This is a genomic window from Bacillus sp. NPDC077027, from assembly GCF_050269555.1.
Classification (GTDB): Bacteria; Bacillota; Bacilli; order Bacillales; family Bacillaceae; genus Bacillus.
This window is the reverse complement of sequence record NZ_JBNNIO010000004.1, coordinates 137462-153925: the sequence shown is the minus strand read 5'-3', so window position 1 is coordinate 153925 and position 16464 is coordinate 137462. Positions and strand designations below refer to the sequence as shown.

Genomic DNA, 16464 nt, shown 5'->3' with positions numbered 1-16464 from the left:
AGAACATGTGGACAGTTGAGGACTGAGAGTCCTTCTTTCATATGTTCCTTGCAAACACTTATCATGAGAAATCCCCCGCTTCAATCTGTTTTCTTAATGAGAGACCACTTCTTCAGGAAATTGCTCAAACAAGCGAAGCACTTCCGTATGCGTTCCATCCTCTTTAATATGAAAAATCCCCCCATCATATGAGCTAGCATAGACGTCATTTTTCAAATTTCGAATGGCACTAATGCCGTTTTGGGCGATTCTGAACGGACCAGTAATGATGTCAAAATCTGGATTCCACACAACAACATATCCCCAGTAATCCCCGCTTACGATATACCCTGATTCTGTGACAGCAATTGACTTGATTGAATATTGATGTTTGTTATGCTGAGCGATGATTTTCCCCGTATTTAGATCAAAGATTCGGACATTTTTGTCACGGCTCACAATCGTAATGCGTTCTTTTTCACTTTCGATGAAAACATCATTGAGCAACTCGGTTGCACCTACATACTCTGCTTTTAATGACAAATCCTGTTTATCAAAAATACAGACGACACCTTCCACAGCCGCAGTCACAATGAAGCGATCGTCAACCTTCAATGCTTTAACTGCGCACTCGTGTGCTTTTGTTCTGCCTGTTTCTTTCATGGTTTCTGTCGATATAATATGGACATATCCGCCATAAGTGCCAATGTAAAAGTGTCGGTCTTTTTCATTAAAATAGATGCTGTTCACCGGTCCAGTATTTAGATTGAATGATGTCATTTGTTCATTATCACCTCTCACAATATGAACCTGGCTTGCATGGTCACCCCACGCATAAAAGCTTCCATCGCTAGCTGCCGCAACTCCATTCGTCAGAACCCCTGTTGACTTCACAATTTCAAGTCCGTTTTTTCTGAATTTTCCATCATCTGATGCGGTGATCATATCACCGGCGGCAGTGATGGCAATATCGTTAATAGAAGGTGTCGCCATCTCAATATCGTTTGAGACAATCTTCCCTTCCGCAATCGACCATTCACAATACGTTCTCCCAAAGCTTGCGCCTAAAATAGATTGTTCATCCTCTGTCCAAACAAGTGACCGTTCCCATTGGTAAATATGTGGAAACAGAGTATTTGTCAGTTCTCCAGTCTCATAATCCCACAGTTTGATCAAATGATCATAGCCTGCTGTCAGCAAATAGTTCCCACTTGGGGAAAAATTGACTCGCTTGACTCCCTGTAAATGAGCCTTGATCGTTTTCTTCATTTGTAAAGTGACTGCATCATAAATAATAACCGTTCCGTCATCGCGCCCAAGGGCAAACACTTCCTTTTTATTGTTGCCGCTTATTGTATCAAGCTCATAGTCGAAAGGCCCGATTTCGCCAACCACTTCCCCAGTCTCAATAATCCAAACAAGCACATAGCCATCATCGCCTGTTGTGAATGCTTTGTCACCATGTATCCAAATAGATAAAACATCTTTACTGTGACCGTTAAATTCACTTAAAATCGCACCTGTTTTTATATCCCACACTAAGCATCTTCGGTCTCTTGACACCGAGATAAGCAGTGTATCCTGCTTTGCAAATGCAACAGCCTCAACATCATCCGCATGTCCATATAATGTTCTAATCAGTTTATTTGTTTCAGTATCATAAAGATTAATCGTGTAGTCAGAAGAGGCACTTGCAAGCAGTCGTTCATTTTCAGACAGGGACAGTGAATTGATGATGTGCTTATGACTTCCTACAAAGGTATAGTCACCCGTTGCCCGATCCCATTTATAAATACATCGATCATAACCACCTGTGTATACTACTTTGTCATGCTGGCAAGATAAAACTGACGTAATTGGTCCATTATGCATTTTTTACACCCCTACTTTTATTTTTTGTTTTTGTTGTGTGATCAAGCGGAAGCCTGTAAAGCGGAAAACTGGATCTGGATGCTTGCCATGTCTTCTGGCAACCCTGCACAAATCACCACCTCTTGCAAAGGACCCGCCTTTTAAAATGTGATAGTTACGTCCAAGTGTTTCTGTCAAATCATCAATTACTTCATGCCCACCCTCATACACGTGATAAGTGGAGTTCACCCATTCTTCCACATTGCCTCCCATGTCATAGAGTCCAAAATAAGATTTTCCTTTCTCAAAATGACGAACAGGCGTCGTTTTTTCGATACCCGACTCGTGCGTATTGCAAAAAGCCGAATTAAATTCATCTCCCCATGGATATTGGTTTCTCGTACTTCCTCGTGCTGCATACTCCCATTGTTCCTCATTGGGAATAGAGATGTCATAACCGAGCTTTCCGCTTAGCCACTTGCAACAATCAAGAGCCTCTTCAATGTCCATCCCCCATGCAGGGTGGCTCTTGCCTCCGCCCAGCTCAGGGTTTGTCAGGCTCTCCGGGTAGGGATGGCCTGTATCATCACAAAAGGACTGAAACAGATCATTGGTTATTAACGTGTCTGATATATAAAATTCAGCCATATACCTTTGATAGGATGGATATTCTTTATAAAGCCATTTCTGAAATTTTTTTTCACGGCCATAGGTTGGATTTAGTAGCTTGTCCTTCCAAAATTCAGCTGCTTTTTTCATATCATCTTCATTGCTTCCGATCGTCGCATAGCCGCTAGGTATATGAATCCATTTGATTTCAGATTTCACAATTTTCTCCCGCCTTTATCTCAAAATCTGCTATTGATTGATTAACTTTTTTTCATCCACCATATGTCCAGAAGCAACTTTGGCTTTTAAATAGGCTTCATTGTATTCAGATGCCTCAACCGTGTGATCACTTCGCACTACAGGAATACCATATGCCATAATAGAATCAACTTTATCTGGATTGTTGGTCAAAAGATGAAGCGGCTTTCCTTTGTTAAGAAAGTTCAGCACCGCAGCCGCCTCCTCGTAATGGCGGTCATCATCGCCACAACCGATTATGCGGTTCGCTTCAAATGTATTGACCTTCATTTCCTGAAGCTTGTAAGTAAGTGCCTTCGCCAAAAGACCGATAGAGCGCCCCTCTTGGTTGGCCAAATAGACTAGCATTCCCTTGCCGTAATCTGCAATTTTCTCCAATGACGACGCAAGCTGTGGGCCACAATCACATTTTAGTGAGCCAAACACATCACCTGTTTGACAGACACTGTGAATTCTCACTAGTGGCGGCACCTCATTTTCAAAATCACCGAGCATCAAGCATGAAGAAAACGTCTGCTGCATCACACTCATTTGTACAACTGTTTCGACAGTAGGAATAACGCCTTTTTCTATTGGAGCAAATGCATACCATTGAAAAACCTTTTCTTCATTGGCAATGGAGATGGGCAAATTCACCGGTCCTATCAGCAAATAGTTTTTCTGCCGAAATGTAAAATGGTCAATAACCGATTGCAATTCAGATATAAACTCGTTCATATGTCTCCCCCTCTTCATAACCATTCAGCAGTCTCCGTTCAGGATGGGATGTGCGCCTAGAAAAATGGCGTCATAACTCACCGCCTCCTTTGCACTAAACCTTCACAGCGATAACATGATGTTGATTTAACCCTGCCTTCGCCTTGATTTGATGAATAGAGACAAGCTCAAGGCCTGATGTACATATTTTTTCGCCAATCTGTGAATCTGAAAATGAAAAATGAAATCTGCCGTCTTCTCCAATCAAACCAGACTTCCACTCTTCTCCCCATACAACGAGAGAGAACACACCGCCTTCACGTAACACAGAAGCCGCCTGCTGTAAGTAGGTTTCATGGTCATCTGGATGCTGGTGATGAAAACAGCCATGGTCCAAAATTAGATCAAACAACGGCTTATCGTCTTGCTCTAAAGCCCATGACAGAAAATCTCCATGAATAAATCGCACTGAAAAATCAGCAGTTCTTTCTAATTGGCTCCACCCTTCATGTCGATAAAGATCAATACCGGTATAAGCCAAAAGCTTATCTAATCGGCTCAGTCCCCTGCCATTACCACAGCCTATATCTAAAACAGAAGGAAGTGTGTCCTTTTGCTTTGAGCGCCAAGCAGAAAGTGCGATAGCTGCAGCTTCCGTTAAGGACGTATCATTTGACCACATATCTGTATTCTTCTGATAGTGTTCCTCGAACGCCAAACGCATATTGTCCAAATACAAAACACTGTTTTCATGGTATAAAACCTTTTTAATCATATGGGACCTCCTTCGCCATGTTTTAAGTCAGCTTCTCCTAATATGTGAATAAACTTTGTATTTTTTCGCTTTTTAGGGTTTTAAATCAAATAAACGTATGATATGATGGAAAATGTTTATGCTAGATTACGTATTTGTCTTCATTTTTTAAAATGGAGAGCCTTCACTCTCACTTGAAAACTCTCCATTTTTGGAACGACACTTTAACCAATTAATTGAATGATGTGGTCGTTGTGTTTTTTAAAGTAGCTTGCCTCTCATGATTTGGGATAAGAAAGAGAAAGGCATAGAACAAATTAGCCAACTAGTTGAACCATACGGCGATTGGTTTATTTCATCCTTTTACATTGTGTTTCACCCCCTTTCAAGCAACAGTGTAATAAACACCCTTAGTCCTGACCTTCGTGGAAATATCACCTCTGTTTTGTAATCGCAATCACTAATCGTTCGAAAGGTTTTTTTTAAAATCTATCAGCCTTGCATTCGGAAGAAACGCCTATAAAAAAACTAGCGGATTCATTCGAAAAACCATGTCAAGTCTAGCAACATTGCTACAAGAATGATATGATAACGCTTTCAATATTTATTGATCCCCAATCAGTAAATATGCTTTTCTCATATTCTTGGAAAACAACAACACCTTCCGTTCCTCCATCTTCTTTTTTTCAATTTAACATCTCCATTTCATTATCTTTCGCTTCTCGTTTTTCATTGGATACTACGGGTGAAAAATGAATCTTGTAAAAATCCAGACTCAATTTCATGATGTCAATCCCTCATATCAAAGCCAATCATTACTTGTTTGCGAGATAAACACTCGATTCGCAACAGGCAATTTTGATCGAACAAAATTAACAACTCCTTCCATATCGTTTTATTTACAACCAAATATAAAATTTTACTATTGTTTTGTCAACAAATTTATTTCCTAAACATTAAATTTAATTTTTAATTGAAAAAATGTGGGGTTTTCAAGATTTCCCGACCTTAAAACACACAAAAATATCTTCTTAAACCAATATAACCAACTTTTTTATCTTTCATTTTACATGTAACATAATAAGTATTTGGTTTAAAAAGTAAAAATGTAATAATTATTTCCCAATGCAAAAACAGTATCCATATAACTAAAAAACCTCGTTTTACAGCCCCATTCCTTGTTCTTTCTACATTTTCAATTAGCAATTCAACCCGCGATCTTCTAGTAAGTTTCTATTATATAAAATAGAAACTTACTAGAAGATCGGAATCTGTTAAAACAAAAGGCATTATCATGAGGATATCCCGCAAAGGGACGTCACCTGATAATGCCTCCATCGAACCGTTTCATTTCTAATGTTCATCTTAACAGCATGGATTCGAAACGATTGAACAAGACCCTAAAGACATGTTGTCCACATACTTGAATATTCTTTTTCCTTTTGTGACTTGCGATATGATGACAGCCTCCATAGAAAATGCCAACGAATATTTGCTAAAAAAGCGCGATGCGAACATGTACAAGTTGTTCGTATCACTTCCGCCGTTTTTAACAGTATCCATTCATAAGAAGTAGTCTGACGAACTCCCGTTTAGGCTGCTTTTTTGTATGTGTCCATAAAAGACCGTATGTTTTGAATGATAAGTAGCATCATGTTAATGTAATCCTAGGATCAAATGAAAGGGAGGATTTTACATGGGTGATCAAAAACAACAACAAATTCAATTGGCATCTCGTCCGAAGGGTATGCCAACGAAAGAGGTTTTCCACTTTACAACAGTCGATATACCGGTTCCAAATGATGGAGAAGTCCTTATTCAAACAAAGTACGTCTCCGTCGATCCTTATATGAGAGGCAGAATGCAAGACACAAAATCTTATACAGCGCCCTTTAAACTAAATGAAGTGATAAAGGGGGGCGTCGTTGGAGAAGTCATAGAATCGAAATCAGATCAACTACAAACTGGTGATTTCGTTCTCGGCTTTCTCGGGTGGCAGGAATATTCAACTGCAAGTGCTGATTCACTCACCAAAATTGATCCCTCAATTGCACCACTATCCTACTATTTAGGTCTATTAGGAATGCCTGGTCAAACAGCCTACTTTGGCTTACTGTCAATCGGTCAGCCAAAAGAAGGAGAAACGGTTGTCGTATCAGGTGCAGCAGGCGCTGTAGGTTCAGTTGTCGGACAAATTGCGAAAATCAAAGGAGCACATGTCGTAGGAATTGCTGGCTCAGATGATAAACTCGCTTATTTAAAAGAGCTTGGCTTTGACGAAACCATTAACTATAAAACAACCCCAGACATGAACGAGGCAATTGAAAAAGCATGTCCAAATGGGGTCGATGTGTATTTTGATAACGTTGGCGGAGAAATTTCCGATGCGGTCATGAACCACCTCAATCAATTCGCACGGATTCCAGTTTGTGGTGCAATTTCTGCTTATAATGTCAGTAATGCGAACGAAGATATCGGTCCACGTGTCCAAACAAAACTCATCAAAACAAGTGCGCTTATGCAAGGCTTTGTCGTCGGCAATTATGCTGATCGATTTGGAGAAGCAGCGAAGGATTTAGCGCATTGGGTAAAAGAAGACAAACTCGTATACAAAGAAACAATTGTTGAAGGCTTTGAAAAGATTCCAGATGCTTTCCTCGGCTTATTTAAAGGAGAGAATATTGGGAAACAACTTGTGAAGATTTAATCCAAAGCAAAAGACCCAGAGTATAACTTTGGGTCTTTGCTTTGGATTACTTCGTATCTATCGCAAGCTGAAGCTGTCCTTGTTTATAAATGATTTCTTCCACTGTCACATTCAGCTTCTTCACTATCTTCTTCAGCCTTGTTTCTTCTTGTGGTGTGACAAGACTAATGACAGTCCCTTCCTTCCCTGCTCGGCCTGTTCTGCCTGAACGATGGATATAGCCGTCTTCGTTTGGCAAATCAGCATGAATGACATAAGGCAAGTCCTCAATATCAATTCCTCGTGCCGCAATATCTGTTGCCAATAAGAGTGGGAATTCTCTTTGTTCAAACGACTGTAACATGACCGCACGATCTGTCTTTTTCGCTTCACTATGCAGTACACCAAGATCAACATGGTGATACACAAGCTTTTCGGCATAAATACTCAAATTCGTAATATCACGGACAAAGACGAGTGCTTGCATACCTTCAAAACGAGAAAGTTTTTGCAGTAATTTTACTTTATCACGTTGATCACATAATAAATAATAATGCTTTACCTTCTTTGCTTCTTCCTGGCTTCTGCCGATTTTAAGCACCTCAGGTTCAGAAGCAAGCTCTCTCATCATTTGAATGGTTTCTTCTTTTAATGTCGCTGAAAAACAAAGAAGCTGTCTTTCCTTTAATGTCGATTTAATGATCGCTTGAATTGTTTTGATATGCTCTGGCACAAGAAGCTGATCTGCTTCATCTAAAACAATTGTCTTGATTTCATGCATTTTAAGCTTTTTGATCTTGATTAATTCCTGCACACGTCCTGGTGTCGCAACAATGATATGCGGATGCTTTTTTAGTTTTTCTTGCTGCTTTTTGATATTCGCTCCGCCGATAAGTGAAATGGCTTTTACATCAGATCCTTGTTTAAAGTCCTGCACCACTTGAAAAATCTGCATCACTAACTCTCGTGATGGTGCCAAAATAAGCACCTGTGGATGTTTAATATCAGGTTGTATGTTATTTAATAACGGCAGTACATAAGCAAGTGTTTTCCCAGTCCCTGTCGGTGACTCTGCAACGACATCTCGTTTATTCATGATCCATTCTACTGTTTTCTCTTGTACTGTTGTTGGCTTCTCAAAGCCTGATGCTTCAAAGTTTTCCTTAATAAATGGCTTTGCTTGATTGAAAAATGCCCAAGTTTCCTTCATGTCGTTCTCCTTTATTCTCATTCAGTCTACTCCCAAGTATCTCAAAATCAGCTTTGAAACGCAATTTTTCTTTTGATGCTTTTATCCTGACGAACAGTTCGATATAATCATGAGAGGCATTAGCCGTTTTGAATCTATTTGAGGTGTGAAAACATGATATTATCTGTTAAAGATTTAAGCCATGGCTTCGGAGATAGAGCCATTTTTCACGAAGTCTCTTTCCGCTTACTAAAGGGCGAGCATGTCGGTTTGATCGGAGCCAATGGTGAAGGTAAGTCGACGTTTATGAATATTATTACTGGTAAGCTTGAACCTGATGCAGGAAAAGTCGAATGGGCAAAAAATGTCCGTGTTGGCTACCTTGATCAGCATACGGTCCTAGAAAAAGGGAAAACCATCCGTGAAGCCCTTCAGGATGCCTTTCATTACCTATTTTCAATGGAAGCGGAAATGAACGATATTTACGGCAAGATGGGTGACGCTGACCCAGATGAGCTAGAAAAGTTGCTTGAGGAAGTTGGAATCATTCAGGATGCTTTAACTAACAATGATTTTTATGTCATTGATTCTAAGGTAGAAGAGATTGCAAGAGGTCTTGGTCTAGCAGATCTTGGACTTGACCGAGATGTAACAGAGCTAAGCGGTGGGCAACGGACGAAGGTTCTGCTTGCTAAGCTATTGCTTGAAAAGCCCGAAATCCTTCTTTTGGATGAGCCGACCAACTACTTAGACGAACAGCATATTGCATGGCTGAAGCGTTATTTACAGGAATACGAAAATGCGTTTATTCTGATCTCACATGACATTCCGTTCTTAAACAGTGTCATCAACTTGATTTACCATGTGGAAAATCAAGAGCTGACTCGTTACGTTGGCGACTATGATCAATTTAAGCAAGTATACGAAGTGAAAAAGCAACAGCTCGAATCCGCTTATAAACGTCAGCAACAAGAAGTGGCTGAACTAAAGGACTTCGTGGCACGTAACAAAGCGCGTGTTAGCACAAGGAATATGGCGATGTCCCGCCAGAAAAAGCTCGATAAAATGGACATGATTGAATTGGCTGCTGAAAAGCCAAAACCTGAATTTCATTTCAAGCCAGCGAGAACATCTAGCAAGCTTATTTTTGAAACAAAGGATCTTGTCATTGGCTATGACGCACCATTATCGCGTCCACTGGATCTACGAATGGAACGCGGCCAAAAGATTGCTCTTTATGGTGCAAATGGAATTGGTAAGACGACCTTATTAAAAAGTTTGCTTGGAGAAATTACGCCAATATCTGGTCATGTAGAGCGTGGTGAATTTCAGCATATCGGCTATTTTGAACAGGAAGTAAAAGAGAAAAATAGCAATACCTGCATTGAAGAAGTATGGGATACGTTCCCTTCCTACACGCAATATGAAGTCAGAGCAGCACTTGCGAAATGTGGTCTGACGACAAAACACATTGAAAGCCGTGTCTCTGTCCTAAGTGGTGGCGAAAAAGCAAAGGTACGTCTCTGTAAGCTCATTAACCAAGAAACCAACCTTCTTATCCTTGACGAGCCAACAAACCATTTAGACGTAGATGCAAAAGAAGAATTAAAGCGTGCCCTCAAAGAATATAAAGGTAGCGTGTTACTCATATCCCATGAACCAGAATTTTATCAAGATATCGCAACAGACACATGGAATTGTGAATCTTGGACAACAAAAGTACTATAAACAAAAAAGCCTTAGAACTCATTTGTTGAGAACTAAGGCTTTTCCTTTTTAGTATTCTGGTTGGATGTCCATCAAATGCTTCCTACCTAAAAGTAAAACAAGCTTTTCCTTTATGCACTTGATGTTAAATCATGATTTCCCCCAAAAAAAGAATGCCCGATTTCCAAAACGTAGAACAGTCGATCTTGAACAAGTCGGTGTACCATGAATTCTCGGGTCTGGCTCTCTAATCGAATCCCGAAACGAGGAATCCATCCACCTACGTGATGCCGTTGCCAAGCTCACTTATCAAAAACAAAGATAAAAAAACTGTAGACAAACGATCATGTTGAAAACGTTTGTCTACAGCCTTGCATCATTCTTTCTCTAATCCTTCAATGATCATGGATAGCTCTGTCCAACGTTCCATCGCTTGTTCAAGCGCTGTACTAACTGCCGTTTGCTTTTCCATTAGTTCTTGAATTTCTCCAAAATCACTTCCTGCTTCCGCTATACGTGATTCTAGCTGACTGTGTTCCTCTTCTAGGGCTGAAATACGATCTTCAATTCCATCCCATTCAAGCTGGTCTTTATACGATAATTTTTTTCTTTTTTTAGGCGCAGATACTTGCTCTATCGCCACAGGCTTTGCCTCTTCCTTTTTCTGATGCTTTTCCTGCTCGATATAATCGCTGTATGCTCCTTGGAAATGAGAAACTTGTCCATCACCTTCAAACACAAGCAAGCGATCAACCACACGATCTAAGAAATAACGATCATGCGATACGGTAATCACAACACCTGGGAACTGTTCTAAATAATCTTCAAGTACACTTAAGGTTTCTGTATCCAAATCATTTGTCGGTTCATCTAAGAAAAGCACATTCGGCTCTTCCATGAGCACCTTTAATAAATAAAGCCGGCGTCTCTCTCCACCTGATAGCTTGCGGATCAGTGTTCTTTGCATGGACCTTGGGAATAAGAACCGCTCTAGCATTTGCTCGGCAGTCACAACTGCACCATCAACAGTTTTGACAATTTCAGCTGTATCTTTTATATAGTCAATCATTTTTAATTCATCGTTCATTTCCCGATGATCCTGAGTGTAATAGCCGATTCTCACCGTTTGTCCAATCGTCAAATGACCGAATGCTGGTTCAATCTTGCCCGCAAGACAATTGAGCAATGTGGTTTTTCCAACACCATTCGGCCCAATCAAGCCAATACGATCTCCTGGCATAATCAATTCATTGAATTGCTGCACCAATGTTTTGCCACCAAATGCAATCGTGATATCTTCCGCCTCGATCACCTGTTTACCAAGACGATGCGAGCCGATAGCAAAATCAAGATCGCCTTTCGCTTCAGGCGCCTTCTGTTCTTTCAGATCCTCAACGCGCCCAATTCTTGCTTTTTGCTTTGTTGTTCTTGCCTTAGCACCCCTTCTTAGCCATGCCAGTTCACGACGAAGTAAGTTTTGGCGCTTCGTTTCTTTTACCTGTGCTTCTTCTTCACGCTCTGCCCTTTTTTCTAAAAAGACCTCGTAATTGCCTTTATACGTATAAAGCTGACCTTGATTCAGCTCATAAATACGGTTAGCGACTCGATTTAGAAAATACCGATCATGCGTTACAAGTATGACTGCACCTGGATATTGACTTAAATAACCCTCTAGCCATTCAATTGTTGCATTATCAAGGTGGTTGGTCGGCTCATCTAATATCAATAAACCCGCTGGTTGAATTAAGTTTTTTGCAATGGCTACTCTCTTTTTCTGTCCACCAGACAGCGCTTTGACAGGTCGATGAATGTCCTGAACACCGAGCTTTGTCAAAATGGTCTTTGCTGCTAAATTAGTGTCCCAAGCACTTTCTTGATCCATACGATTTTGCATGCGCAGCAGTGCTTCCTGCTTCATTTCGTTTTGGGGATCAAGCTCTAAATCAAGGAGTGCCTGTTCATATGCTTTCATCGTTTGAATCATCGGTGCAGTTCCAGAAAAGACATAGGATAGAACGGTTTCATCCCCGTCCATCACAGGCTCTTGTTCCAAGAATTCAATGTCAAGCGTACCTGCTTTCGTTATCTCGCCCGCTTCAACTGATTCAAGCCCCGCAATCGCCTTAAGCAATGTTGACTTACCAGTACCATTTGGACCGATTAACCCAATTCGTTCCTGCGCTTCAATATGAAATGAAATATGATCAAACAACGTTTTTTCGCCGTAAGTTTTAAATAATCCTTCTACTTTCATTAAACTCATTTTTTATCAGCCCTTACCTATGTTCTTTCCTTATTTTAAATCAGCATCAGGCAGAAAACTAGTTTTAAAAAAACCTCTTTAAAAAGAATGTTTCCATTCAAGTGTTTATACACTAAAAAGAGGTGATCAAACGATGATCAGTATCAGCGTATGTATGATTGTCAAAAATGAAGAGGAAGTGTTGGACGATTGCCTGTCCTCCATTCAAGATATTGCAGATGAGATCATTATTGTGGATACAGGCTCAACCGATCAAACGAAAGCGATTGCTCAAAAATATACAGAGCATGTAATCGACTTTGAGTGGGTCAATCATTTCGCCAAAGCTCGGAATTTCGCATTCTCTCATGCAACGAAAGAGTATATTTTATGGATGGATGCAGATGATGTATTTCTCAAAGAAGATCAAGAAAAATTCATTCAACTCAAACAAACGCTCAATACAACAATTGATGCAGTGTCGATGTTTTATCATGTTGGCTTTGATGCCGAAGGGAATGTGAACTTTAAATATAGAAGAAATCGACTAGTGAAGCGTGAGCGAGACTTTCAGTGGCATGGGGCGGTTCATGAATATCTTCATGTATATGGACACATCATACCTGTGGACATTGCCGTCACTCACCAAAAAAGAAAGAAAACGACCCCTTCCGAGCCAGGACGAAATCTTCGTATTTATGAAAGCATGCTCGAACGAAATGAAGAGATGACGCCACGTGACCTTTTTTATTTTGCAAATGAATTAAAGGATCACGGTCAACATTTAAGAGCAATCCGTTTTTACAATGAGTTCTTAGCGACAAAGCAATGCTGGATCGAAGATGAGATTAGAGCCTGTCAATATTTAGCTGACTGTTATTTGGCTGTCGATTACAAAGAGGGCGCAATGCAATCACTTTTAAGATCATTTTTGTTTGACCAACCACGCCCTGAATTTTGCTGCCGTCTTGGTGATTATTTCAAAGAAAAAAGCAAACATGAAGCAGCGATCTTCTGGTATCAGCTTGCACTTTCTGTACCCGTAAATGATACAGCATTTACGTTAACCCAATATACCACTTGGTATCCGCACCTCCAATTGTGCTACTGCTACTGGCAGCTTGGAAACTTAGACCAAGCGAAAAAGCATCATGTGCAATCCGAACAACACTACCCGACGCATCCTAGCGTCATTCATAATGGTGAATTTTTCAAAGATCAAGAGAAATGAGACCTTACGGGGTCTTTTCTTCTTTTACATGACAATATCCTTTAAAACTTTAGTGATTTAAAGCATCGTTCAAGCAATTGACTAAATCATTAATTACGCATATACTAACACTCATCTTAAGAAAAGCTTTATCCATTAGGAGGTCTTCATGAGTTCTTTATTTCGAAAAAAGTCCCTTGACCAGCTCATGCTTGAAAGCCAAACGAACCGACTCAGTCGCTCACTTAATACGATTGACCTAATATTACTTGGGATCGGCTGTGTGGTCGGGACAGGTATCTTTGTCATAACAGGGGTTGCTGCTGCAAAAGATGCAGGGCCTGCGATTATTATATCTTTCATTCTCGCCGCAATCGCATGTGCACTCGCTGCTTTTTGTTATGCTGAATTTTCATCGTCTATTCCGGTTTCAGGCAGTGTCTACACCTACTCTTATGCAACGCTTGGTGAATTCCTTGCCTTTTTAATGGGCTGGGATTTGATGCTTGAGTATGTCGTGGCACTTTCAGCTGTTGCAAGCGGATGGTCATCTTATTTTCAATCGCTACTCAGCGGATTTGGGCTTCATATTCCAAAAGCCTTATCGGCAGCACCAGGAGCTGCTGATGGTGCCATGTTCAATTTACCAGGGGCACTCATTATTTTGCTGATTACATTTATTGTGTCGAGAGGTGTGAAAGAAAGTACACGCCTTAACAACATCATCGTTCTTTTGAAAATTGCCATCGTCCTTCTCTTTATCATTTCAGGTATCGCTTATGTGAAACCGGAAAATTGGACGCCGTTTATGCCAATGGGCATTGATGGAGTTATCGCTGGAGCAGCAACCGTGTTTTTTGCGTATCTTGGGTTTGATGCCATTGCGAACGCTTCTGAAGAAGTGAAAAATCCTCAAAAAGCAATGCCAGTTGGCATCATTACTGCTCTTGGTGTTTGTACGATTTTGTACATCGGCGTTTCCTTTGTACTAACAGGAATGGTTCATTACACGAAGCTAAATGTAAGTGATCCTGTTGCTTATGCCCTGCAAGTCGTTGGCTTAAATGGTGTGGCTGGTATTATTTCAGCAGGAGCAATAGTTGGTATTACAACTGTACTTATCGCACTTGTCTACGCACAAGTACGCTTAACCTTTGCGATGAGTCATGATGGGCTGATGCCAAGGATCTTTTCAAAGGTTCACCCAAAATCAAAAACACCATTTGCAAACACCTGGATCACTGGACTCATTGCGACGTGTATTGTTGGTTTTGTGAATCTGTCAACACTTGCAAACTTAGTGAGTATTGGTACACTTGCCGCATTTACGGTCATCTCCATTTCTGTCATCGTGTTAAGAAAGAAGTACCCGCACATTAAAGCGGCTTTTAGAGTACCGTTTGTCCCAGTACTTCCTATCATTAGCGCAATAATTTGCATCAAACTGGCAACAACGCTTCAGCCAATGACCCAAATAGCGTTCCTCATTTGGATTGCAATAGGTGTAGTTGTTTATTTCACATATGCAAGACGTAAAAGCCATCTAAATGATGCGAACCATTAAAAAGAGACTAGAGGACATTTCCCCTAGTCTTTTTTTCATTAAATAATACTGTTTTTAGCTGAGTTGGAGTCGTTTAAATCGGGATCTAAAACACTTGAAATCGGAATTACAAGCGGGGAGCAATCCCCATTGTCTTCACCGAATCCCTGATTTAATTTCATCGATAAAAAATAATCGACTTGCTGATATGGACCAAGTGTCAGTGAAGCCCCTCGATCCATTGCATTGACTTTAAAAGCACCGACATTGACGACAGAGGGCGAAAATAACATGAGATCACTTCCTTTGAGTTGGTTTGTTCGTTGCTGGTGTAAAAGATGCAGGCGAATCCACTTGATCTCTATCATCAACATGACTTTTCGTTCCGACAAAGCCGCTTCCATCTCCAAAATTCTGCCCGTATCCTTGGTTTTTTTTGTCTGAGTTATGCCATTCTGCTAATAAATTTTGCCCGACATTGACCGCCGAAGCATTTTCAAAGGAATTAATTTTCAACATGAAAATATTAATATTGATATACGGAGTTGGTTGAACCACAGATAAACCTCCTTTTTATAGTTATATGCCAGCACCAATCAAGTATGTTAAAACGGGAGGCCTTCAAATGGACTTCGAAAAAATGAAACAGTGGATGGATATTGCCCAACAAATGCATGGTGATGATTTCTGGAAAATGATCTTTGACGATGAACAAAGATCGCCTTTTATGACAAATGGACAATCTCCATTTGCTTTTACTCAACAAGATCATAGAGGTGCCGACTCCTTTCCCATGATGGACATTGTCGAAACCGCTTCGGAATTTCAATATTTAATTTATTTGCCTGGTTACCGGAAAGAGGATGTACAGGTGTTATCATACGGAGAATATTTGGTCATCAAAGGGCAACGCATTTCTTTTTTTAATGAGCAAGACTTCAGGCAAAAGCAAGGCAAATACGGAAACTTCGAAAAGAAAATTCGTCTACCAGACATCGTCCTCGGGAAAATGAATGCGGCATTTAAAGATGGTGTTCTTTACATTCGTATGCAAAAGGATGAAGGAAAGGCAACCGCCATTATAATAGATGATTAATTTTAATACTGACAGCGTCCACTTGATCGCGATCATCAATGGTTTCAATCGGGAGGAGTGTGACCACACCATCTGCATTTTGCTCGCCAAAGCCACTGTTTCTTTTTACTGTACAGCATCTGTTTTTCACAACAGTAGAACCGAATGTCATGGTCGATCCAGTACCAAAGGAGTTATTTTTCACATAAGCGATGTTGATTCGTGTTGGAAGCATACCCTTCTCTCCTTTCATGGTCATCTATACAGTATATTTCCGATAGCTTTTCCATAGAATAAAAGAAGGAGTAAGAAAAGGTCGTGGTGTACTTGAAAAAAATGATTCAATCACTCTTCCAAAAAATTGGACGTGATGATGCCAAAAAACTCGCTGCAATCGAAAAAAGAATAGCAGCACTAGAAAAGAAATGTAGCGCACCGGTTTCTGAAGATACCCATATACATATTGACTCACTTCATGTTGACAAGATTGACTATCATGTGGAATTCGGAGAATTATCTATTGATCAGCTACAAGGCAGGCTCAATATTGGCGCGACCTACTATATGCCAAAAAAAGAAAAACAAAAAAAGCCCAAGCCAAAAACGAAGGAGTCCTCATCCCCCATTGTCTCCATTCGTTCTAAGCCGGAGTAAATTTCGTTCAC

At 40.3% G+C, this 16464-nt stretch carries 16 protein-coding genes; 7 read left to right on the top strand and 9 right to left on the bottom strand.

The genetic code is table 11. From position 1 onward, the window contains the following. Window positions 1–93 precede the first annotated feature (93 nt). The 4 genes from ACQKEZ_RS15315 to ACQKEZ_RS15300 form a co-directional block, all read right to left on the bottom strand. Window positions 94–1851, bottom strand: a complete 1758-nt coding sequence (locus ACQKEZ_RS15315; protein ID WP_427302226.1) for a WD40 repeat domain-containing protein — start codon at window positions 1849–1851, stop codon at window positions 94–96. 3 nt (window positions 1852–1854) lie between these two features. Further along, the gene (locus tag ACQKEZ_RS15310) at window positions 1855–2658 is read right to left on the bottom strand and encodes a formylglycine-generating enzyme family protein (protein WP_427302224.1); all 804 of its coding nucleotides are present in this window, start codon (window positions 2656–2658) and stop codon (window positions 1855–1857) included. Between the two features lie 30 nt (window positions 2659–2688). Then, a complete protein-coding gene (locus ACQKEZ_RS15305; RefSeq protein WP_427302222.1) occupies window positions 2689–3414 on the bottom strand; it encodes a GTP cyclohydrolase II in 726 nt (241 codons plus the stop codon). 94 nt (window positions 3415–3508) lie between these two features. Then, the gene (locus tag ACQKEZ_RS15300; protein ID WP_427302221.1) at window positions 3509–4168 is read right to left on the bottom strand and encodes a class I SAM-dependent methyltransferase; all 660 of its coding nucleotides are present in this window, start codon (window positions 4166–4168) and stop codon (window positions 3509–3511) included. Between the two features lie 1366 nt (window positions 4169–5534). On the opposite strand from ACQKEZ_RS15300, the gene ACQKEZ_RS15295 reads away from it, so the two are divergent. Both ACQKEZ_RS15295 and ACQKEZ_RS15290 read left to right on the top strand, forming a co-directional pair. Further along, entirely contained in the window at window positions 5535–5723 is a 189-nt protein-coding gene (locus tag ACQKEZ_RS15295; RefSeq protein ID WP_427302420.1) for a DUF3212 family protein, read from the top strand. A gap of 120 nt (window positions 5724–5843) precedes the next feature. After that, entirely contained in the window at window positions 5844–6854 is a 1011-nt protein-coding gene (locus tag ACQKEZ_RS15290) for an NADP-dependent oxidoreductase (protein ID WP_427302219.1), read from the top strand. Between the two features lie 46 nt (window positions 6855–6900). On the opposite strand, the gene ACQKEZ_RS15285 is transcribed toward ACQKEZ_RS15290, so the two are convergent. Continuing rightward, a complete protein-coding gene (locus tag ACQKEZ_RS15285) occupies window positions 6901–8043 on the bottom strand; it encodes a DEAD/DEAH box helicase (protein ID WP_427302217.1) in 1143 nt (380 codons plus the stop codon). A gap of 153 nt (window positions 8044–8196) precedes the next feature. On the opposite strand from ACQKEZ_RS15285, the gene ACQKEZ_RS15280 reads away from it, so the two are divergent. Next, window positions 8197–9750, top strand: a complete 1554-nt coding sequence (locus ACQKEZ_RS15280; protein ID WP_427302215.1) for an ABC-F family ATP-binding cassette domain-containing protein — start codon at window positions 8197–8199, stop codon at window positions 9748–9750. Between the two features lie 355 nt (window positions 9751–10105). On the opposite strand, the gene ACQKEZ_RS15275 is transcribed toward ACQKEZ_RS15280, so the two are convergent. Further along, window positions 10106–11992 (bottom strand): ABC-F family ATP-binding cassette domain-containing protein, encoded by a 1887-nt coding sequence (locus ACQKEZ_RS15275; RefSeq protein ID WP_427302213.1) that lies wholly within the window; start codon window positions 11990–11992, stop codon window positions 10106–10108. 133 nt (window positions 11993–12125) lie between these two features. Here ACQKEZ_RS15275 and ACQKEZ_RS15270 point away from each other — a divergent pair, with 133 nt between their 5' ends. Together ACQKEZ_RS15270 and ACQKEZ_RS15265 are read left to right on the top strand one after the other, a co-directional pair. After that, the gene (locus ACQKEZ_RS15270; RefSeq protein ID WP_427302211.1) at window positions 12126–13202 is read left to right on the top strand and encodes a tetratricopeptide repeat-containing glycosyltransferase family 2 protein; all 1077 of its coding nucleotides are present in this window, start codon (window positions 12126–12128) and stop codon (window positions 13200–13202) included. Window positions 13203–13350: 148 nt separating this feature from the next. Beyond that, a complete protein-coding gene (locus ACQKEZ_RS15265) occupies window positions 13351–14745 on the top strand; it encodes an amino acid permease (protein WP_427302209.1) in 1395 nt (464 codons plus the stop codon). A 38-nt stretch (window positions 14746–14783) separates the two neighbouring features. Here the strand turns inward: ACQKEZ_RS15265 and ACQKEZ_RS15260 are convergent, their stop codons facing one another. Both ACQKEZ_RS15260 and ACQKEZ_RS15255 read right to left on the bottom strand, forming a co-directional pair. Further along, a complete protein-coding gene (locus ACQKEZ_RS15260; protein ID WP_427302208.1) occupies window positions 14784–15017 on the bottom strand; it encodes a hypothetical protein in 234 nt (77 codons plus the stop codon). A 4-nt stretch (window positions 15018–15021) separates the two neighbouring features. Then, on the bottom strand, window positions 15022–15282 hold the full coding sequence (locus ACQKEZ_RS15255; protein WP_427302206.1) for a hypothetical protein: 261 nt from the start codon (window positions 15280–15282) through the stop codon (window positions 15022–15024). Between the two features lie 67 nt (window positions 15283–15349). Between ACQKEZ_RS15255 and ACQKEZ_RS15250 the strand changes: the two genes are divergently transcribed. After that, a complete protein-coding gene (locus ACQKEZ_RS15250) occupies window positions 15350–15820 on the top strand; it encodes an Hsp20/alpha crystallin family protein (RefSeq protein ID WP_427302204.1) in 471 nt (156 codons plus the stop codon). Here ACQKEZ_RS15250 and ACQKEZ_RS15245 read toward each other — a convergent pair. Next, window positions 15804–16034: a hypothetical protein gene (locus ACQKEZ_RS15245; protein ID WP_427302202.1), complete on the bottom strand. Its 231-nt coding sequence runs from the start codon at window positions 16032–16034 to the stop codon at window positions 15804–15806. The two genes, ACQKEZ_RS15250 and ACQKEZ_RS15245, sit on opposite strands and share 17 nt — an antisense overlap. A gap of 83 nt (window positions 16035–16117) precedes the next feature. Here ACQKEZ_RS15245 and ACQKEZ_RS15240 point away from each other — a divergent pair, with 83 nt between their 5' ends. Then, window positions 16118–16453 (top strand): hypothetical protein, encoded by a 336-nt coding sequence (locus ACQKEZ_RS15240; RefSeq protein ID WP_427302200.1) that lies wholly within the window; start codon window positions 16118–16120, stop codon window positions 16451–16453. Window positions 16454–16464 lie beyond the last annotated feature (11 nt).